Source organism: Kitasatospora sp. NPDC053308, assembly GCF_055585785.1.
On sequence record NZ_JBVJJY010000043.1, the window covers coordinates 1 to 21,999 of the forward strand.

Below are 21,999 nucleotides of genomic sequence, written 5' to 3' on the forward strand. Positions count from 1 at the left end.
GGGTTGGAGTACCACCGTCCGAACATGATGTGGGCGGGTGCGCTGACCGGTGAGCTGGTGACCGGGTGCGAGGCGGGTTACTGGCCGGCGCAGACACGCGGTGCGGTGCGGTTCGCCGATGCCGTCGCGGCTCTCGCCGAGCAGGGCGTGACGGTGTTCATCGAGGTCGGCCCCGACGGGTCGCTGTCCTCGCTCGGCCCGGACATCGCGGCCGGGGCCGGGCACGAGGACGCCGTCTTCGTCCCGCTCCAGCGGCGGAACGACGAGAGCGTCCCGAGCCTGGTCACGGGCCTGGCCCGCGCGTACGTCAATGGCGCTGCGGTGGAGTGGGGTTCGGTGCTGCCGACCGGTACGCCGGTCGAGCTGCCCACCTACGCCTTCCGCCACGAGCTGTACTGGCCCAAGGGCGTGCAGACCCCGCCGAACGCCGGCGCGGACGGTACGGGCACCGCCGCCGAGGCCCGGTTCTGGGCCGCCGTCGACAGCGGGGACCTGGCCAAGCTCGTCGACACCCTGGCGCTGGAGGACCAGCGGCACCTCGGCGAGGTGCTGCCCGCCCTGACGTCCTGGCGGCGCCGTGAGCAGGACCGTTCGGTCACCGCGAACTGGCGGTACCGGGTGAGCTGGGCGCCGGTGGCCGACCCCGCCCCGGCCGTGCTGGCCGGGCACTGGCTGCTGGTGGTCACGCCCGAGCAGGCCGAGGAAGACCTGTGGCAGGCCTGCGTGCGGGCGCTGACCGCGCGCGGCGCCGACGTCGTGACGATGGTGACCACCGAAACCGCCGACCAGCGGCGGATGGCCGCGCAGATCGCGGCGACGCTCCCCGAGGCCGGGGTCTCCGGCGTCGTGTCGCTGCTGGCCCTGGACGAGACGCCGCTGCCCGGTCACCCGGTGCTGGCGAACGGCCTCGCCGGGACCCAGACGCTGATCCAGGCCCTGATCGCCGAAGGGGTCCACGCGCCGATGTGGGCGGTGACCCGCGGCGCGGTCGCCGCCACACCGGACGAGGTACTGACCAGCCCGGTGCAGGCGCAGACCTGGGGTCTGGGCCGGGTCGCCACCCTGGAGCACCCCGACCACGGCGGCGGTCTGGTCGACCTGCCGGCGGAGTTCGACGAGCAGGCCGCGGCGCGGTTCTGCGCGGTGCTCGCCGAGTGCGGCGAGGACCAGGTCGCGATCCGTCCGGCCGGCCTCTTCGGACGCCGGCTCACCAGGGCCGGGCAACCCCGCGGCGACGCCGGGCGGTTCGTGCCGCGCGGCACCGCCCTGATCACCGGCGGGACCGGTGCGATCGGCGGCCACGTGGCCCGCTGGCTGGCCGGCCGCGGCGCCGAGCGGCTCGTGCTGACGAGCCGCTCCGGGGCCGGGGCGGCGGGGACGGCCGCCCTGGCGGCCGAGCTGGCGACGACCGGGGCCCGGGTGGACGTGTTCGCCTGCGACGCCGCCGAGGACACCGCGCTCGCCGGGGTGATCGCCAGGATCGGCGCGAGCGGCCCGCCGCTGACCACGGTCATGCACGCCGCCGGCCTCGGACAGGCCACCGCACTGGACGACGTCTCGGTGGAGGAGACGGCCGCCATGCTGGCCGCCAAGGCCGCCGGCGCCGCCAACCTGGACCGGCTGACCGCCGGCCTGGACCTGGACGCGTTCGTCCTGTTCTCCTCCATCGCGGCGACCTGGGGCAGCGGCCTCCAGGCCGGCTACGCGGCGGCCAACGCCTACCTGGACGCCCTGGCGGAGAACCGCCTCGCCCGCGGCCTGGCCGCCACCTCGGTGGCCTGGGGCCCGTGGGGCGGCGGCGGGATGACCGACGCGGAGGGCGCGGCCGCGATGACGCGCCGAGGACTGCGCCTGATCGATCCCGGCCACGCGATCCAGGCCCTGGCCCAGGCGCTCGACGGCCGGGACCGGCTGCTCACCGTCGTGGACGTGGACTGGGCGCGGTTCGCCCCGCCGTTCACGCTGCGCCGGCCCAGCCCGCTGATCGAGGGCCTGCCCGAAGTCATCGAGGCCCTGGCCGCGAAGGGCGACGCCACCGGCTCGGTCGACACGTCGGCCGGAAGCGCGCTGGCGCAGCAGTTGGCGGGCCTGTCCCGGGTGGAACAGGACCGGCTGCTGACCGACCTGGTCCGGACCGAGGCCGCCGCCGTCCTGGGGCACGCCAGCGTCGAGTCCGTCGAGGCCGACCGGGCCTTCAACGACCTCGGGGCCGACTCGCTGACCGCGGTCGAACTGCGGGACCGGCTGGGCGCGTCCACCGGGCTGCGCCTGCCCAGCACCCTCCTGTTCGACTACCCCACCTCGGCCGCGCTCGCCGACCACCTGCGGGTCAGCCTGACCGAGGAGACCAGCCCGGCCCAGCCCGTACTGGCCGAACTGGACAAGCTGGAGGGCATGCTCGCCGGAATCGCCGGCGACGACGAATCCGGCCTGATCACGAACCGCCTCGAAGTCGTGCTCTCCAAGTGGAGGGAGGCTCGGGCACAGACCGCCGAGACCGGAGTTGCGGAGAAGCTCGAATCGTCAACCGACGACGAAGTCTTCGATTTCATCGGCAAGGAACTCGGAATCCACTGACACGGCCAACGCCGCGACTTCTTCGACGAGGTGACGCAAGTGAGCGAAGAGAAGCTCCGCTATTTCCTCAAGCGGGTGACCGCCAATCTGCACGAGACCCGGCAGCGCCTGCAGGAGCTGGAGACCGCCGGTGGTGAGCCCATCGCCATCGTCGGCATGAGCTGCCGGTTCCCCGGCGGCGTGCGCAGCCCCGAGGGCCTGTGGGAACTGCTGGACGCCCAGCGGGAATCGGTGGCCGGGTTGCCGCAGGACCGCGGGTGGGTCTTCGGCGACGACGGCGCCGGCGCCGCGGAGGTGCAGGCGGGCAACTTCATCTACGACGCCACCCAGTTCGACGCCGGCTTCTTCGGGATCAGCCCGCGCGAGGCCCTGTCGATGGACCCGCAGCAGCGGCTGCTGCTGGAGGTGTCGTGGGAGGCGCTGGAGCGGGCCGGGATCGACCCGGCGTCGCTGCGCGGTTCGGCGACGGGCGTGTTCGCCGGCGCGTCCGCCTCCGGGTACGGCTGGATCACCGGCAAGCAGGGCGAGCTCGACGGTCACGTGATGACCGGCAACGCCACGAGCATCCTGTCCGGCCGGGTGTCCTACACGCTGGGCCTGGAGGGCCCGGCGGTCACGGTCGACACGGCCTGCTCGTCGTCACTGGTCTCGCTGCACCTGGCCGCGCAGGCGCTGCGCTCCGGCGAGTGCTCGATGGCGCTGGTCGGGGGCGCGTTCGTGGCAGCCACGCCCGTGCTGTTCACCGACTTCAGCACGTCGCTCGGGCTGTCGCCCGACGGGCGGTGCAAGACCTTCGGGGCCGGGGCTGACGGCATGGGCGTCGCCGAGGGCGCCGGTGTCGTGGTCGTGGAACGGCTGTCGGACGCGCGCCGCAACGGGCACAAGGTGCTCGCGGTGGTGCGCGGGTCGGCGATCAACCAGGACGGCGCGTCCAACGGTCTGACGGCGCCGAACGGCCCCTCGCAGCAGCGGGTGATCCGCGCGGCGCTGGCCAGCGCCCGGTTGTCGACGGCCGACGTGGACGTGGTGGAGGCACACGGGACGGGTACCCCGCTCGGGGACCCGATCGAGGCCCAGGCGCTGCTCGCCACCTACGGCCAGAACCGTCCCGAGGACCGGCCGCTGTGGCTGGGGTCGGTGAAGTCGAACATCGGCCACACCCAGCAGGCCGCGGGCATGGCCGGGATCATCAAGATGGTGCTGGCGCTGCAGAACGAGCAGCTGCCGGCGACGCTCCACGTCGAAGAGCCGACGGCCGAGGTGGACTGGTCGGCGGGCGAGGTGCGGCTGCTGGCCGAGCCGGTGCCGTGGCCCGCCGGGGAGCGGGTCCGCCGGGGCGGTGTCTCCGGGTTCGGCATGAGCGGCACCAACGTGCACGTCATCCTGGAGGAGGCTCCGGCCGAGGACGACGGGACCGCCGAGGCACCCGCCGGGGACGCCGAGGGTGCGGACGGCCTGGGCGAGCCGGCCGCCGAGGTGGAGGCGGCTCCGGCCGCTCCCGCGGTGGTGGAGCCGGACGGGCTGGCGGCCTGGGTGGTGTCGGGCCGGTCGGCCAAGGGGCTGGCGGCTCAGGCGGCGCGGCTGCGGGAGTGGGTGGCGGCGCGGCCGGAGTTGACGCCGGTGGAGGTGGCGTGGTCGTTGGCGGCGACGCGGTCGGTGTTCGAGCACCGTGCCGTGGTGGTCGGTGGCGGCCGTGAGGAGTTGTTGTCCGGGCTGGGTGGTCTGGTCGCCGGGGCGCGTTCCGCGTCGGTGGTGTCGGGGGTTGCCCGTTCGGGTGGTCGGACGGCGTTCGTGTTCGCGGGTCAGGGTGCGCAGTGGGTCGGCATGGGCCGGGAGCTCGCCGAGTCGAGTGCGGTGTTCGCGGCGCGGTTGGCGGAGTGTGAGGCGGCGTTGGCGCCGCATGTGCCGTGGTCGCTGTCGGAGGTGCTGGCCGGGGCGGAGGGTGCTCCCGCGCTGGAGGCCGCGGACGTGGTGCAGCCGGTGATGTGGGCGGTGATGGTGTCGCTGGCGGCGGTGTGGGAGGCCGCGGGCGTCACCCCGGACGCCGTGGTGGGGCATTCGCAGGGGGAGATCGCGGCGGCGACGGTGGCCGGGATGCTGTCCCTGGAGGACGGTGCCCGGGTGGTGGCGGTGCGGGCCCGGGCGTTGTCGAGTCTGGGGCTCGAGGGGTCGATGCTGTCGGTGGTGATGCCGTACGCGTCGGTGCGGGAGATCGTCGAGGGCTGGGGTGAGCGCCTGTCCATCGCGGCGGTGAACGGCCCGGCGGCGGTGGTGGTCTCCGGCGAGGCGGACGCGCTGGCGGAGTTCGAGCGTGAGCTGGCGTCGCGGAAGGTGCTGCGCTGGCGGGTTCCGGTGACGGACTTCGTGGCGCACTCGCCGGCGGTCGAGCCCCTGGAGGCGGTCCTCGCCGAGGAGTTGGCGGGGATCGCGCCGCGGGCGGGCCGGGTGCCGATGATCTCCACGGTCACCGGCGAGTGGCTGACCGGCACCGAGGTCGACGCCGGCTACTGGTACGCGAACCTGCGGCGGATGGTCCGTTTCGAGGAGGCCGTCCGGACCCTGCTGGGCGGGGGCTACGGCGCGTTCGTCGAGGTGTCCCCGCACCCGGTGCTGACCGCCTCCGTCACCGAGACCGCCGAGGACGCCGGGATCGCCGACGTCCTGACGGTGGGCACGCTGGAGCGCGACAACGCGGGCGCCGCCCGGCTGCTCACCGCGTTCGCGCAGGCCCACGTCGGCGGTCTGCCCGTCGACTGGAAGACCGTCCTGCCCGCCGCCGGTCAGGTGGACCTGCCGACCTACGCCTTCCAGCACCAGCGGTACTGGCTGGAGCCCGCGGCCACGGGCGTGACCCCCACCGGGGGCGACGGCTCGGGCACCGCCGCCGAGGCCCGGTTCTGGGCCGCCGTCGAGGGAGGCGACCTGGCCCACATCGCCGAGGTCCTGGAGCTGGACGACCAGCGCTCCCTCGGTGAGGTGCTGGAGGCGCTGACGTCCTGGCGCCGCCGCGAGCGCGACCGCTCGGTGACGGAGGGCTGGCGCTACCGGGTGACCTGGGCGCCGGTCGCGGACGTCGACGCCGCCGCGCTCACCGGCCGCTGGCTGGTGCTCGCCGACCGGGCCGACGACGAGCTGACGCGGTCCTGCGTCCGGGCGCTGGCCGCCCGCGGCGCGGAGGTCACGGTCGCCGAGGTGCCGGCCGACGCCCTGGACCGGGGCGACGTGACGGCCGTCATCGGCGCGGCACTGCAGGACGGCGAGCCGTCGCAGGACACCGCGGAGCCGGCCGGCATCGTCTCGCTGCTGGCCCTGGACGAGACGCCCGTGCCCGGGCACCCGGCGGTTCCCCGGGGCTTCGCCACCACGCTCGCCGCGGTGCAGGCGCTGGGCGACGCGGGCATCGACGCCCCGCTGTGGCTGCTCACCCGCGGCGCCGTCGCGGCGACACCGGGCGAGGCGCTGAGCAACCCGCTGCAGACCCAGGTCTGGGGCCTCGGCCGGGTCGTCGGCCTGGAACACCCCGACCGCTGGGGCGGGTTGATCGACCTTCCGGCCGCTTTCGACGAGCAGGCCGCGGCCCGGCTGGTCGCGGTGCTCGCCGGCGGTGGCGAGGACCAGGTCGCGATCCGTCCGGCGGCGGTCTTCGGCCGCCGGCTCACCAGGGCCGGGCAGCCGCGCGGCACCTCCGGGCAGTGGACGCCCGGCGGCAGTGTCCTGATCACCGGTGGCACCGGTGCGATCGGCGGGCACGTGGCCGGCTGGCTGGCCGGCCGGGGCGCGCGGCGGCTCGTGCTGACCAGCCGGTCCGGCCCGGCCGCCGCCGGTGTCGCCGCGAAGGCCGCCGAACTGGCGGCCCGGGGCAGCGACGTGGACGTCGTCGCCTGCGACGCGGCCGACCGGTCCCAGCTGGCCGGGGTGCTCGACCGGATCGCGGCGGACGGCCCCGCGCTGTCCGCGGTGTTCCACACCGCCGGTGTCGTCCAGCACTCCACCGTGCACGAGACCGACCTGGCCGAGACGGCCGCGGTGCTGGCCGCCAAGGCCGCCGGCGCCGTGCACCTGGACGAGCTGACCGCCGATCTGGACCTCGACGCGTTCGTCCTCTTCTCCTCGATCGCGGCGACCTGGGGCAGTGGTCTCCAGCCCGCCTACGCCGCGGCCAACACCTTCCTGGACGGCCTGGCCGAGTACCGCCGGGCGCAGGGCCGGACCGCGACCTCGATCGCCTGGGGTTCGTGGGGCGGCGGCGGCATGACCGACGAGGCGGGCGCCGCGCAGGGCAGCCGCCGCGGACTGATCGTCATGGACCAGGACCGGGCCGTCCGGGCGCTCGCCCAGATCCTGGACGGCGGCGAGGAACAGCTGACCGTCGCCGACATCGACTGGGCGCGGTTCGCCCCGCCGTTCACGCTGCGCCGGCCCAGCCCGCTGATCGAGAACCTGCCGGAGGTCCGGCAGGCCCTGGCCGGTGACCTGCCGGCCGCGACCGGGGCCGACCAGGCCGGCGGCTCGGACGCGAGCGCGTCCTGGAAGCAGCGGCTGGCGGGCCTGCCCCGCATCGAGCAGAACAGGGTGCTGGTCAACCTGGTCCAGACCCAGGCGGCCGCGGTGCTCGACTACGCGTCGCCCGACGCCGTCGAGGCCACCCGGGCCTTCAGTGACCTGGGCTTCGACTCGCTGACCTCGGTCGAGCTGCGCAACCGGCTCAGCACCGCCACCGGCCTCCAGCTGCCCGCGACGCTGATGTTCGACGCCCCGACGCCCACCGCCGCCGCCGAGTTCCTGCTGGCGCAGCTGGCGGGCGCCCCCGACGGCGCGCAGGCCGCCCCGCTCGTGGCGGCGGGCCTGGAGGTACCTCCCGGCCGCCAGGCTGAGGGAGAGCCGCTGGCGATCGTCGGCATGGCGTGCCGGTACCCGGGCGGGGTGACCGGTCCGGAGGAGCTGTGGGACCTGGTGACCGCCGGGACCGACGCCATCTCCGTCCTGCCGGAGGACCGGGGCTGGGTCATCGAGGGCCGCGGCGACGCCGCCGAGGGCGGGCCCGTCCGGGCGGGCGGCTTCGTCTACGACGCGACCGGTTTCGACGCGGGGTTCTTCGGGATCAGTCCGCGCGAGGCCGTGTCGATGGACCCGCAGCAGCGGCTGCTGCTGGAGGTGGCCTGGGAGGCGCTGGAGCGGGCCGGGATCGACCCCGCGGCGCTGCGCGGGTCGGCGACGGGAGTGTTCGCGGGCGCGTCCGCCTCCGGGTACGGCTGGAGCTCCGGCCTGCAGGGCGAGCTGGACGGGCACCTCGTCACCGGGATCTCGACCAGTGTCGTGTCCGGCCGGGTGTCGTACGTGCTGGGCCTGGAGGGGCCGGCGGTGACGGTCGACACGGCCTGCTCGTCGTCCCTGGTGGCGCTGCACCTCGCCTGCCAGGCGGTGCGTTCCGGGGAGTGCACGCTGGCCCTGGCGGGCGGCGTCATGGTGGCGGCCAACCCGCTGCTGTTCGACCAGTTCAGCCGGCAGATGGGGCTGGCGCCGGACGGACGGTGCAAGCCGTTCTCGGCGGCGGCCGACGGCATGGGCCTGGGCGAGGGCGCGGGCATGCTCGTGGTGGAGCGGCTGTCGGACGCCCGGCGCAACGGGCACCAGGTGCTCGCGGTGATCCGCGGCAGTGCCACCAACCAGGACGGCGCGTCGAACGGTCTGACGGCGCCGAACGGGCCGTCGCAGCAGCGGGTGATCCGGGCGGCGCTGGCGAACGCCGGGGTCCGCGCCGACGAGGTCGACGTGGTGGAGGCGCACGGGACGGGTACCCCGCTCGGGGACCCGATCGAGGCGCAGGCGCTGCTCGCGACCTACGGCCGGGAGCGCGGTGGCAACGGGCCGCTGCGGCTGGGCTCGGTGAAGTCGAACATCGGGCACACCCAGGCGGCCGCCGGTGTGGCCGGTGTGATCAAGATGGTGATGGCGCTGCGGCACCGTGAGCTGCCGGCGACGCTGCACGCCGCCGAGCGTTCCCCGCACATCGACTGGTCGGCCGGTGAGGTGGAGCTGCTGACCGAGGCGGTGCCGTGGTCGGCCGAGAACCGGGTGCGTCGGGCCGGCATCTCGTCGTTCGGCATGAGCGGCACCAACGCGCACCTCATCCTGGAGGAGGCTCCGGCCGGGCAGGCCCCGGAGGACGAGGCCCCGGAGGAGCCGAGGGACGAGGTCCGCTCGGCTGTGGTGGTCGAGGACGCGCCGGCCGCGTGGCTGGTGTCGGGCCGCTCGGCCCGGGGGCTGACGGCTCAGGCGGCGCGGCTGCGGGACTGGGTGGCGGCGCGGCCGGAGCTGACGCCGGCGGAGGTGGCGTGGTCGCTGGCGGCGACGCGGTCGGCCTTCGAGCACCGGGCCGTGGTGGTCGGTGGCGGGCGTGACGAGCTGGCGTCGGGTCTGGAGGGTCTGGCCCTCGGCGCTCCGGCCGCCTCCGTGGTGTCGGGCGTGGCCCGTACCGGGAGCCGGACGGCGTTCGTGTTCGCCGGTCAGGGGGCCCAGTGGGTCGGCATGGGGCGGGAGTTGGCGCAGTCGAGCCCGGTGTTCGCGGCGCGGTTGGCGGAGTGCGAGGCGGCGTTGGCGCCGCACGTCCCGTGGTCGCTGTCGGAGGTGCTGGCCGGGGCGGAGGGCGCTCCGGGTCTGGACGCGGCCGACGTGGTGCAGCCGGTGCTGTGGGCGGTCATGGTGTCGCTGGCGGCCGTCTGGGAGGCCGCCGGTGTCCGGCCGGACGCCGTCCTGGGCCACTCGCAGGGTGAGATCGCGGCGGCCACCGTCGCCGGGATGCTGTCCCTGGAGGACGGCGCCCGCGTGGTGGCGGTGCGGGCCCGGGCGCTGTCGAGCCTGGCCATCCAGGGCTCGATGGTCTCGGTCGTGATGCCCTCGCCGGCCGTGCGCGAGATCGTCGAGGGCTGGGGCGAGCGGCTGTCGGTGGCCGCGGTCAACGGCCCGGCGGCGGTCGTGGTCTCCGGCGAGCCGGACGCGCTGTCGGAGTTCGAGCGTGAGCTGGCGGCGCGGAAGGTGCTGCGCTGGCGGATCCCGGCGACGGACTTCGTGGCGCACTCGCCGGCGGTCGAGCCGCTGGAGGCCGTCCTCGCCGAGGAGCTGGCCGGGATCGCCTCGCAGGCCGGCCGGGTGCCGATGATCTCCACGGTCACCGGCGAGTGGCTGACCGGCACCGAGGTCGACGCCGGCTACTGGTACGCGAACCTGCGGCGGATGGTCCGCTTCGAAGAGGCCGTCCGGACCCTGCTGGGCGGGGGCTACGGCGCGTTCGTCGAGGTGTCGACGCACCCGGTGCTGACCGCCTCCGTCACCGAGACCGCCGAGGACGCCGGCATCGACGTCCTCAGCGTGGGCTCGCTGGAGCGCGACAACGGTGGTGCCGCCCGCCTGGTCACCGCGTTCGCGCAGGCTTACGTCGGCGGTCTGCCCGTCGACTGGAAGACCGTCCTGCCCGCCGCCCAGCCCGTCGAGCTGCCGACCTACGCGTTCCAGCACCAGCACTACTGGCTGCAGGCCGCCGGGACGGCGTCCCCGATGGGCGGCGACGGTGCGAGCACGGCCGCCGAGGCCCGGTTCTGGGCCGCCGTCGAGGGCGGCGACCTGGCCCGGCTCGCCGACACCCTGGCGATCGAGGACCAGCGGCAACTCGGCGCCGTCCTGCCCGCGCTGGCCTCCTGGCGACGCCGGGAGCAGGACCGCTCGGTGACCGAGAACTGGCGCTACCGGGTCACCTGGGCACCCGTCTCGGACCCTGCCCCCGCCCGGCTGTCCGGGAGCTGGCTGGTCGTGCTCCCCGCCGGACACGCCGACGCCGGCCTCGTCCGGCAGTGCACGGCGGCGCTGGCCGCCCGCGGTGCCGAGCCCGTCGTCCTGGAGACCACGGCCGAGGAGGACCGGAAGGGGACGGCCGCGCGGATCCGCGAGGTGCTGCCGGAGTCCGGCTTCACCGGGGTGCTGTCGCTGCTGGCCCTGGACGAGACGCCCGTGCCGGACCACCCGGTGGTGCCCCGCGGCCTCGCCGCGACGCTGACCCTGGTGCAGGCGCTGGGCGCCGCCGAGGTGGGCGCGCCACTGTGGGTGGTCACGTCCGGCGCGGTGGCCGGCGGGCCGGGCGAGGGCCCGGCCAACCCGGTGCAGACGCAGGTCTGGGGCCTGGGCCGCGTCGTGGCGCTGGAACACCCGGACCGCTGGGGCGGGTTGGTCGACCTTCCCGGCACGGTCGACGAGCAGACCGTGGGACGGCTGGCCGCGGTGCTGGCCGGCTGCGGTGAGGACCAGGTGGCGGTCCGTCCGGCCGGGATCCTGGCCCGGCGGCTGACCCGGGCTCCCCACCCCCGTCCGGCGGACCGGGAGTGGACGCCCGGCGGGACCGTCCTGGTCACCGGCGGCACCGGTGCGATCGGCGGGCACGTGGCCGGCTGGCTGGCCGGCCGGGGCGCGCGGCGGCTCGTGCTGACCAGCCGGTCCGGGCCGGCCGCCGCCGGTCTCGCCGCGAAGGCCGCCGAACTGGCGGCCCGGGGCAGCGACGTGGACGTCGTCGCCTGCGACGCGGCCGACCGGTCCCAGCTGGCCGGGGTGCTCCACCGGATCGGTACGACCGGCCCCGCGCTGTCGACGGTGATGCACACCGCCGGCATCGGGCAGGCGACCACGGTGGAGGACACCGACCTGGCCGAGACGGCCGCCGTGCTGGCCGCCAAGGCCGCCGGCGCCGTGCACCTGGACGAGCTGACCAGGGGTCTGGACCTGGACGCGTTCGTGCTCTTCTCGTCGATCTCGGCGACCTGGGGCAGCAGCGTCCAGCCCGCCTACGCCGCGGCCAACACCTTCCTGGACGGCCTGGCCGAGCGGCGCCGGGCCCAGGGCCTGCCCGCCACCTCGGTGGCCTGGGGGCCGTGGGGCGGCGGCGGCATGACCGACGCCGACACCGGCGCGTGGATGGCGCGGGGCGGCCTGATGGTGATGGACGAGGACCACGCCGTTCAGGCGCTCGCCCAGATCCTGGACGGCCGCGAGGGGTCGGTCACGGTCGCGGACGTGGACTGGGCGCGGTTCGCCCCGCCGTTCACGCTGCGCCGGCCGAGCCCGCTGATCGAGGGCCTGCCCGAGGTCGTCGCGGCGCTGGCCGGCGAAGGGGCCGACACCGTCGCCGACCCGGACGCGGGCGCGTCCCTGCGGCAGCAACTGGCGGGCCTCTCACGGGCCGAGCAGACCCGGGCGCTGGTCAAGCTGGTCCAGGCGCAGGCGGCCGCGGTGCTCGACTACGCGTCGGCCGAGGCCGTCGAGGCCACCCGGGCGTTCAGCGACCTGGGCTTCGACTCGCTGACCTCGGTCGAGCTGCGCAACCGGCTGAGCACCGCCACCGGCCTCCAGCTGCCGGCCACGCTGCTGTTCGACTGCCCCACCCCGGTGGTGCTGGCCGAGTACCTCTGGAGCGAGGAGTTCCAGGACGGGTCCGGCCCGGTGTCCCTGGTGGAGGAGGTCGACCGGCTCGGGTCGCTGCTGACCGGGGCGGCGCCGGACGAGAAGACGCATCAATTGATCACCGATCGCCTGCAGGGGCTCCTTTCCCAGTGGATGGAGGCCGGCGCCCCGACGGAAACCCAGGCGGTCGCGGAGAGGATCGGGTCCGCAACGGACGACGAGATATTCGAGTTCATCCACAAGGAACTCGGCAGGTAAGTGGTTGTCCGTGCTTGCGGATAGCAGGCTTGCGTTTCACGAACTGGAATGGTGAGATCCGATGGCGAACGAAGAGACTCTCCGCGACTACCTCAAATGGGTGACGACCGACCTCTACAACACGCGCCAGCGGCTGCGTGAGGTGGAGGAACGCAGCCACGAGCCGATTGCGATCGTCGGCATCGGCTGCCGTTATCCCGGCGGAATCCAGGCCCCGGAGGACTTCTGGAACCTGCTGGCCAACGGCCGCGACGGGGTCGCCGGAATTCCGACCGACCGCGGCTGGGACATCGAGGAACTCTACGCGGAGGACCCGGACGGCATTTCGCAGGTGCGCGAGGCCGGATTCATCGCGGACGCCAGCGGATTCGACGCGGGATTCTTCGGCGTCAGCCCGCGCGAAGCGGTGGCGATGGACCCGCAGCAGCGCGTGCTGCTGGAGGTGTGCTGGGAGGCGCTGGAGCGGGCCGGCATCGACCCGACCTCGCTGCGCGGTTCGCTGACCGGCGTGTTCGCCGGCGCCGCGCTGTCCGGGTACGGCTTCGGCACGGACGAGGACCTCGACGTCCACCTGATGACCGGGACCTCGACCAGCGTCATCTCCGGCCGGGTGTCGTACTCGCTGGGCCTCGAAGGCCCCGCGGTGACCGTGGACACCGCCTGCTCGTCGTCCCTGGTGGCGCTGCACCTCGCGGCCCAGGCGGTGCGTTCGGGCGAGTGCTCGCTGGCGCTGGCCGGCGGTGTCACGGTGACCGCCATTCCGATCATGTTCACCCAGTTCTCCAAGCAGCTCGGGCTGGCCCACGACGGGCGCTGCAAGGCGTTCTCGGCGGACGCCGACGGCATGGGCATCGCCGAGGGTGCCGGCATGGTCGTCCTGGAGCGGCTGTCCGACGCGCGGCGCAACGGGCACCCGGTGCTCGCGGTGATCCGCGGCTCGGCCATCAACCAGGACGGCGCCTCCAACGGCCTGGCCGCGCCGAACGGCCCCTCGCAGCAGCGGGTGATCCGCGCCGCACTGGCCAACTCCCGGCTGTCCCCGGCCGACGTCGACGTGGTCGAGGCGCACGGCACCGGCACCACGCTGGGCGACCCGATCGAGGCGCAGGCCGTGATCGCCACCTACGGCCAGGGCCGCCCGGAGGACCGCCCGGTCTTCCTCGGCTCGGTGAAGTCCAACATCGGGCACACCCAGGCCGCGGCCGGCGTCGCCGGTGTCATCAAGATGGTGCTGGCGCTGCAGAACCAGCGGATGCCGCGGACGCTGCACGCGCAGGAGCCGTCCCCGCACATCGACTGGTCCGCCGGTGACGTCCGGCTGCTGAACGAGGCCGAGGCCTGGCCCGTCGGCGAGCGGGTGCGCCGTGGCGGCGTCTCCTCGTTCGGCGTCAGCGGCACCAACGCGCACGTCATCATCGAGGAGGCCCCGGCCGCGGACGCCGAGCCCGCGGAGACCGCCGACGCGGACGCCCCGGCCGAGCAGAGCGCCCCGCGGGCCGTGGCGCCGGTCGTGTCGGGCGCCGCGGCGTGGCTGGTGTCCGGCCGCTCGGCGGACGGACTGACCGCCCAGGCGGACCGCCTGCGCGACTGGCTCTCCGCCCGGCCGGCGCTGGAGCCCGCCGAGGTGGCCTGGTCGCTGGCCACCACCCGGGCCGCCTTCGAGCACCGCTCCGTGGTGCTCGGCGCGGACCGCGCCGAACTCATGCGCGGCCTCGGCCAGTTGGCCGGCGGCATGCCGAACGCCTCGGTCGTCTCGGGCGTGGCGCACGCCAGCGCCCGGTCGGTCTTCGTCTTCCCCGGCCAGGGCTCCCAGTGGCTCGGCATGGCCCGGGAACTCGCCTCCTGCAGCGAGGTGTTCGCCGCACGGCTGGCCGAGTGCGCGCAGGCCCTGGCGCCGTACGTGGACTGGTCGCTCGACGACGTGCTGGCCGGCGCCGAGGGCGCGCCCGCCCTGGAGGCCGCCGACGTCGTGCAGCCCGTGCTGTGGGCGGTCATGGTGTCGCTCGCCGCCGTGTGGGAGGCCGCGGGCGTCACGCCCGACGCGGTCGTCGGCCACTCGCAGGGCGAGATCGCCGCGGCCACCGTCGCCGGCATGCTGAGCCTGGAGGACGGCGCCAAGGTCGTCGCCCTGCGCTCCCAGGCCCTGCGGGCGATCACCGGCATCGGCGGGATGCTGTCGGTCACCGAGCCCGTCGCCCGGGTGACGGAGCGGCTGGACCGCTGGGACGGCCGGCTCTCCCTGGCCTGCGTCAACGGCCCCTCCGCGGTGGTGGTCTCCGGCGAGGCGGCCGCCCTGCGGGAACTGCAGGAGGAACTGCAGGCCGAGGGCGTGCGCCAGCGGATGGTCGCGGTCGACTACGCCTCGCACTGCGCGCAGGTGGAGCGGCTGGAGGAGGAGATCACCTCCCTGCTGGCCGGCGTGACGCCGCGCGCGGGACGGATACCGATGGTCTCCGCGGTCACCGGCGAGCTGCTCGACGGCGAGGAGCTCGACGCCGGGTACTGGTACGCGAGCCTGCGGGCCACCGTCCGGTTCGAGCAGGCGGTGCGCACCCTGGCCCGCCTGGACCACCAGGTGTTCATCGAGGTCTCCCCGCACCCGGTGCTGATCGCGCCGATGACCGACACCCTGGAGGAGGCCGCCGCCGACGCCGGCCCGGCCGTCAAGCCCGGGGCGGTCTGCGGCACCCTGCGCCGCGACGACGGCGGGGCGACGCGCCTGCTCACCTCGCTCGCCGAGGCCTTCGTGGCCGGCGTCGCCGTCGACTGGGCCAAGGTCCTGCCCGCCGCCGACCGGGTCGAACTGCCCACCTACGCCTTCCGCCACGAGCGGTACTGGCCGAAGGGCATGCTCGCGCTGCCCGGCGCCGCCAAGGCCGGCGGCGGGGACCCGGCCTCGCTGGGCCTGGGCTCCGTGAGCCACCCGCTGCTGCGCGCCGTCGTCGAACTGGCCGGCGAGGCCGAGCTGGTGTGCACCGGACGGCTGTCGCTGCGCACGCACGCCTGGCTGGCCGACCACGCGGTCGGCGGCGTGGTCCTGCTGCCGGGCACCGGCTTCGTCGAGATGGTGGTGAGCGCCGGCCACCAGGTGGGCTGCTCGCTGATGGAGGAGCTGACGCTGCAGGCGCCGCTCGTCCTGCCCGCCGACGGCGCCGGCGTCCAGGTCCAGGTGGTCGTGGCCCCGGCCGACGACGAGGGCCGGCGACAGGTCGACGTGTTCTCCCGCCCCGACCGCCCCGAGGAGGAGCCGGTCTGGGTGAAGCACGCCGCCGCGGTGATCGCCCCCGCCCGGGCCGCCGCCCGGGCGGAGGAGGACCTCGCCGTCTGGCCGCCGCACGGGGCCGAGGCGCTCGACATCACCGACCTGTACACCGTGCACCTGGCCGACATCTACGGCCCGGCGTTCCAGGGCCTGCGGGCCGTCTGGCGCCGCGGCGAGGACATCTTCGCCGAGGTGGCCCTGCCCGAGGAGGCCGGGGACGCCGGCGCGTACGGGCTGCACCCGGTGCTGCTGGACGCGGCGCTGCTCGCCGGCGTGGTGGCCGAGGCGGCCGACGCACAGGAGTCCGGGGACGGCGAACAGGGCCAGATCCGGATGCCGTTCGCCTGGACGGGCGTGGAGCTGCACGCCGCCGGGGCGCCGGTCCTGCGGGCCCGGCTGCGCCGCGACGCCCAGGGCAGCCTGACGCTGACCGCGGCGGACGCCACGGGTGCCCCCGTGGTGTCGGTGGCCTCGCTGATCACCCGTCCGGTGTCGCCGGACCAGCTCCAGGCGTCCGGCGACGAGTGGATCCGCGACGCGTTCTTCACCGTCGAATGGGCCCCGCTGGCCCAGGGCGCGGTCTTGGACGGACCGTGGGCGCTGGTCGGCGCCGACCGCTTCGACCTGGCCGGGCAGCTGGCCGCCGCCGGCGTCCCGGTGCGCGGCTACGCCGGCATCGCCGAGCTGGCCGCCGCCACCGCCGAGGGGGAGACCGTCCCCCGCGTGGTGCTCGCGTGCGTGAGCGGCGAAGGCGCCGACGGCGTGACCGCGGCCGCCCGGCAGGTCGCCGGCGAGGCGCTGGGACTGGCGCAGGAGTGGCTGGACGCACCGGAGCTGGAGGCCGCGAAGCTGGTGGTCGTCACCCGCGGCGGCATGGCCGTGCGGGCCGGCGACCACGTGACGGACCCGGCGGCCGGTGCCGTCTGGGGCCTGCTGCGCTCGGCCCAGCTGGAGAACCCCGACCGGTTCGTCCTGGCAGACCTCCCCGCCGCCGACGGCGAGGGCGAGGTGGCGGCGCTGCCGACCGTGCTGGGCAGCGGTGAGCCGGAGGTGGCCGTCCGGGACCGGAAGGGCTACGGCCGGCGCCTGACCCGCCCGTCGGGCGACCTGGTGGTCCCCGACCGGGCCGAGGGCGCGGCGGAGCGGCCGGACGCCGAACGCTCGCGCACGGTGCTCGTCACCGGCGGTACCGGGACGCTCGGCGGGGTCGTCGCCAAGCACATGGTGGCCACCGGACGGGCCGACGGGGCCGTGCTGCTCAGCCGTTCGGGCCCGGGCGCCGCCGGCGCCGCCGCGCTGGCCGCCGAGGTGGCCGCGCTGGGCGGCTGGGTCCGGGTGGTCGCGTGCGACGTGGCCGACCGGGACGCGCTGGCCGGCGTGCTGGACGCCCTCCCGGCCGACTGCCCGCTGGGCTCCGTCTTCCACGCCGCGGGGATCATCGACGACGGCATGGTGGACTCGCTGAGCGCCGAGCGCGTGGCGGCGGTCATGCGTCCCAAGGTGGACGCGGCCTGGCACCTGCACGAACTCACCCGGGGCCTGGACCTCGACCACTTCGTGCTGTTCTCCTCGGTGGCGGCGGCGTTCGGTGGCGCGGGCCAGGCCAACTACGCGGCGGCGAACGCCTTCCTGGACGCGCTGGCCGCTCACCGGCGGGCCGCCGGGCTGGCGGGCACCGCGCTGGCCTGGGGCCCCTGGATGCCCGAGGCCGGCATCGGCCGCGACCTCGACGAGGTGATGCTCCGGCGGATGACCGGCTCGGGCCTCGCCGCGCTGAGCGAGCACGAGGGTCTGGCCCTGCTGGACCTCGCCCTGGAGCGGGCCGAGGCCATCCTCGTCCCGGCCCGGCTGGACAAGGCCGCCCTGCGCGCGCAGGCGGCCGCGACCGGGGTCCCGGCGCTGTGGCAGGTGCTGGCCGACGAGATCATGCCCCGCCGGGCGGCCGTCACCTCCGCCGCCGGAGCGACCGGCACCGGTGCCGCCGAGGCGCTGAAGCAGCAGCTCGCCGGGCTCCCCGGCGCGGAGCGCGACCGGGTGCTGCTGGACCTGGTCCGCACCCACGCGGCCGCGGTGCTCGGACACGCCTCCGGCGACGCGATCGAGGCGAACCGTCCGTTCACCGACCTCGGCTTCGACTCGCTGATCGCGGTCGAGTTCCGGAACCGGATGAACCCGGCGACCGGCCTGCGCCTGCCGGCCACCCTGGTGTTCGACTACCCCAACCCGGTCGCGCTCGCCGCCCTGCTGCGCGAGCAGCTCGCCGGCGACCTGTCCGACGTCGCGGAGCCCGCCGGCCCGGCGACGACGGCGGCCCCCTCCATGGACGAGCCGATCGCGATCGTCGGCATGGCCTGCCGCTTCCCCGGCGGCGCGACCAGCCCGGAGGAGCTGTGGCGGATGCTCGCCACGGGCACGGACGGGCTGTCGACCTTCCCGACCGACCGCGGCTGGGACCTCGACGCCCTGTACAACCCGGACGTCGACAACATCGGCACCTCGTACACGCAGGTGGGCGGGTTCGTCCAGGACGCCAGCGGCTTCGACGCCGGGTTCTTCGGGATCAGCCCGCGCGAGGCGCTGGCGATGGACCCGCAGCAGCGGCTGCTGCTGGAGACCTCGTGGGAGGCGCTGGAGCGGGCCGGGATCGACCCGGCCTCGCTCCGGGGCAGCCAGACCGGCGCCTTCGTGGGCGGCTACGGCTCCTCGTACCTCGCCGTCACCATGGCGGACGAGGAGGAGGTGGAGAGCCTCGGGGCGCACCTGATGACCGGCAACGCGGCCAGCGTGCTGTCCGGCAGGGTGTCCTACACGCTGGGTCTGGAGGGCCCGGCGGTGACGGTCGACACGGCGTGCTCGTCCTCGCTGGTGGCGCTGCACCTGGCCGCTCAGGCCCTGCGCTCGGGCGAGTGCTCGCTGGCCCTGGCCGGCGGTGTCACGATCATGGCGAGCCCGGACGGGTTCCTGGCGTTCTCGCACGCCCGCGGTCTGGCCGAGGACGGGCGGTCCAAGGCCTTCTCGGACGATGCCGACGGCATGGGCATGGCCGAGGGTGCGGGCATGCTCGTGGTCGAGCGGCTCGCGGACGCGCGGCGCAACGGGCACCCGGTGCTCGCGGTGATCCGCGGCTCGGCGATCAACCAGGACGGCGCGTCCAACGGCCTGACCGCGCCGAACGGCCCCTCGCAGCAGCGGGTGATCCGGGCCGCGCTGGCCAACTCCCGGCTGTCGACGGCCGACGTCGACGTGGTCGAGGCGCACGGCACCGGCACCACGCTGGGCGACCCGATCGAGGCGCAGGCGCTGCTGGCGACGTACGGTCAGGACCGCGGCGAGCGCGGGTCGCTGTGGCTGGGATCGGTGAAGTCGAACCTGGGCCACACGCAGGCCGCCGCCGGTGTGGCCGGTGTGATGAAGATGGTGCTGGCGCTGCAGCACGAGCAGCTCCCGCCGACGCTGTACGCGGACGTGCCGTCCTCGCACGTGGACTGGGAGGCCGGCGACATCAGGCTGCTGAACGAGCCGGTGCCGTGGCCGGCCGGGGAGCGGGTGCGCCGGGCCGGTGTGTCGGCGTTCGGCATCAGCGGCACCAACGTGCACGTCATCGTCGAGGAGGCCCCGGCCGCGGAGGCCGAGGCCGAGGACGCAGCGGGCGTGGACGACGCGGAGGGCGGCGCCACCGGGGCCGCCGAGGCCGTCCAGGAGATCGCTCCGGTGGTGTCGGGTGCCGGTGCGTGGCTGGTGTCGGGCCGGTCGGCCGAGGGGCTGACGGCTCAGGCGGGCCGCCTGCGCGAGTGGGCGGTGGCGCGGCCGGAGCTGGCTCCGGCGGATGTGGCGTGGTCGCTGGTGACGACGCGGTCGGTGTTCGAGCACCGGGCCGTGGTGGTGGGCACGGACGGCGGCGAGCTGCTGTCCGGGCTGCAGAGTCTGGCTGCCGGGGTGCCGTCGGGTTCGGTGGTGTCGGGTGTGGCGCGGCCGGGTGCGCGGACGGTGTTCGCGTTCGCGGGTCAGGGGTCGCAGTGGGTCGGTATGGGCCGGGAGCTCGCCGAGTCGAGTCCGGTGTTCGCGGCGCGGTTGGCGGAGTGTGCGGCGGCGCTGGCGCCGTATGTGGACTGGTCGTTGGACGAGGTGCTGGCCGGGGCGCCGGGTGCGCCGGAGATGAAGGCGGCGGATGTCGTCCAGCCGGCGTTGTGGGCGGTGATGGTCTCGCTCGCCGCCGTCTGGGAGGCCGCGGGTGTCACGCCGGATGCGGTGGTGGGTCATTCGCAGGGGGAGATCGCGGCGGCGACGGTGGCCGGGATGCTGTCGTTGGAGGACGGTGCCCGGGTGGTGGCGCTGCGTTCGCAGTCGCTGAAGGTGCTGGCCGGTCTGGGCGGGATGCTGTCGGTGAGCCGGTCGGCGGGCGTGGTGGAGGAGCGGATCGCCCGCTTCGGTGAGCGGCTCTCGCTGGCGGCCGTCAACGGCCCGTCGGCGGTGGTGGTCTCCGGCGACCCGGAGGCTCTGGAGGAGCTGAAGGCCGAGTTCGAGGCGGAGGGTGTGCGCGCCCGGATGGTCGCGGTGGACTACGCCTCGCATTCCGCCCAGGTCGAGCGCCTCGAAGCCGAGATCATGTCCGTGCTGGCCGAGGTGGCGCCGCGTCAGGGCCGTGTGCCGATGGTCTCGGCGATGACGGGGGAGACCCTGACGGGCGAGGAGCTGGACGCCGCGTACTGGTACGCCAGTCTGCGCGCGACCGTCCACTTCGACCGCGCCGTGCGGACGCTCGCCGGTCAGGGCCACCAGCTGTTCGTGGAGGTCACTCCGCATCCGGTGCTGCTGGGCGCGATGAACGACACCCTGGAGGAGGTCGCGCTGGAGGCCGGCCCCGGTATCGTGCCGGCGGCCGTCTGCGGCACCCTGCGCCGCGACGAGGGCGGTGCCCCGCGCCTGGTCACCTCCTTCGCCGAGGCCTTCGTCCAGGGTGCCACCGTGGACTGGCGCGTGGTGCTGCCGGCCGGCGGGCGGATCGAGCTGCCGACCTACGCCTTCCAGCACGAACAGTTCTGGCCGCCGGCCGCGGGGCCGACCGTCGGTGGGGACGCGGTGTCGCTGGGCCTGGGCGCGGTCGGGCACCCGTTGCTGGGTGCGGCGGTCGAGCTGGCCGGCGGTGCGGGCCTGGTGTGCACCGGGCGGCTGTCCGTGCGGACGCACCCGTGGCTGGCCGACCACGCGATCGGCGGGGCGGTGCTCCTGCCGGGCACCGGCTTCGTCGAGCTGGCCGTGCGTGCCGGGGACCAGGTCGGCTGCGGCCTGCTGGAGGAACTGACGCTGCAGGCACCGCTGGTCCTGCCCGCCGACGGCGGCGGGGTGCAGGTCCAGGTCGTCGTGGCCGACGCCGATGCGGACGGGCGCCGGACGGTCGAGGTGTTCTCCCGCCCCGATGCCGCCGACGCCCAGCAGGCCTGGGTGCAGCATGCGAGCGGTGTGGTCGCCCCCACCGGGGACCCGGCGGTCGCGGAGGAGGACTTCGCGGTCTGGCCTCCGCGCGGTGCCACGGTGGTGGACGTCAGCGGCATGTACGAGTCGCTGGCCGACACCCCGTACGGTTACGGTCCGGCGTTCCGGGGGCTGCGGGCGGTGTGGCGCTGCGGCGAGGACGTGTTCGCCGAGGTGGCCCTGCCCGAGGAGGCCGGGGACGCCGGCGCGTTCGGGCTCCACCCGGCACTGCTGGACGGGGTGCTGCAGGCCAGCGCTCTGGTCGGCGGTGGTGAGGAGGGTGAGCCGGGTCAGGTGCGGCTGCCGTTCGCCTGGACGGGCGTGGAGCTTCACGCGACCGGTGCCTCCGTTCTGCGGGCCCGGCTGCGTCGGGACGCGCAGGGCAGCCTGACGCTGACGGCGGCGGACGCGATGGGTGCTCCTGTGGTGTCGGTGGCCTCGCTGATCACCCGCCCGGTGGCGGCCGATCAGCTCCAGGCGTCCGGCCCGGCCGTGGCGGATGCCCTGTTCACCGTCGAGTGGGCGCCGATCGCGGGGGCCGAGGCCCCGGCCGGGGAGTGGGCGCTGATCGGCGCCGACCGCTTCGGCCTGGCCGAGGCGCTGGGCACGGCCGGCGTGCCGGTCCGTGCCTTCCCGGGGGCGGCCGAGCTCGCCGCCGCGACCGAGGCGGGGGAGATCGACCCCGTCCTGGTCCTGACCTGCGTCGGCGACCTCGATGACCTTCGAGACGTCGATGACCTCGATGACCTCGATGAGGAGAACGGTGGCAACCCGGCGCGGGCCGCCGCACGCGTGACCGGCGAGTCCCTGCGCCTGGTGCAGGACTGGCTGGCCGAGGAGCGGCTGGCCGAGGCCCGGCTGGTGGTCGTCACCCGGGGCGGTGTGGCCGCTTCGGCCGGTGAGCGGATCGCCGACCTGCCGGCCGCCGCGGTCTGGGGTCTGCTGCGCTCGGCGCAGTCGGAGAACCCGGGCCGGCTGGTCCTCGT

3 protein-coding genes are annotated in these 21,999 nt (G+C 75.4%); all 3 read left to right on the forward strand.

Annotation, left to right across the window (positions count from 1 at the left end; genetic code table 11):
• Positions 1-2,577: SDR family NAD(P)-dependent oxidoreductase (locus ACZ6Y7_RS37700; RefSeq protein WP_465762498.1), on the forward strand; the 2,577-nt coding region annotated here is incomplete at its 5' end.
• A 39-nt stretch (positions 2,578-2,616) separates the two neighbouring features.
• Positions 2,617-12,279, forward strand: a complete 9,663-nt coding sequence (locus ACZ6Y7_RS37705; protein ID WP_465762499.1) for a type I polyketide synthase — start codon at positions 2,617-2,619, stop codon at positions 12,277-12,279.
• Between the two features lie 61 nt (positions 12,280-12,340).
• Positions 12,341-21,999, forward strand: a 9,659-nt coding sequence (locus tag ACZ6Y7_RS37710) for a type I polyketide synthase (protein ID WP_465762500.1), incomplete at its 3' end; no start/stop codon positions are given.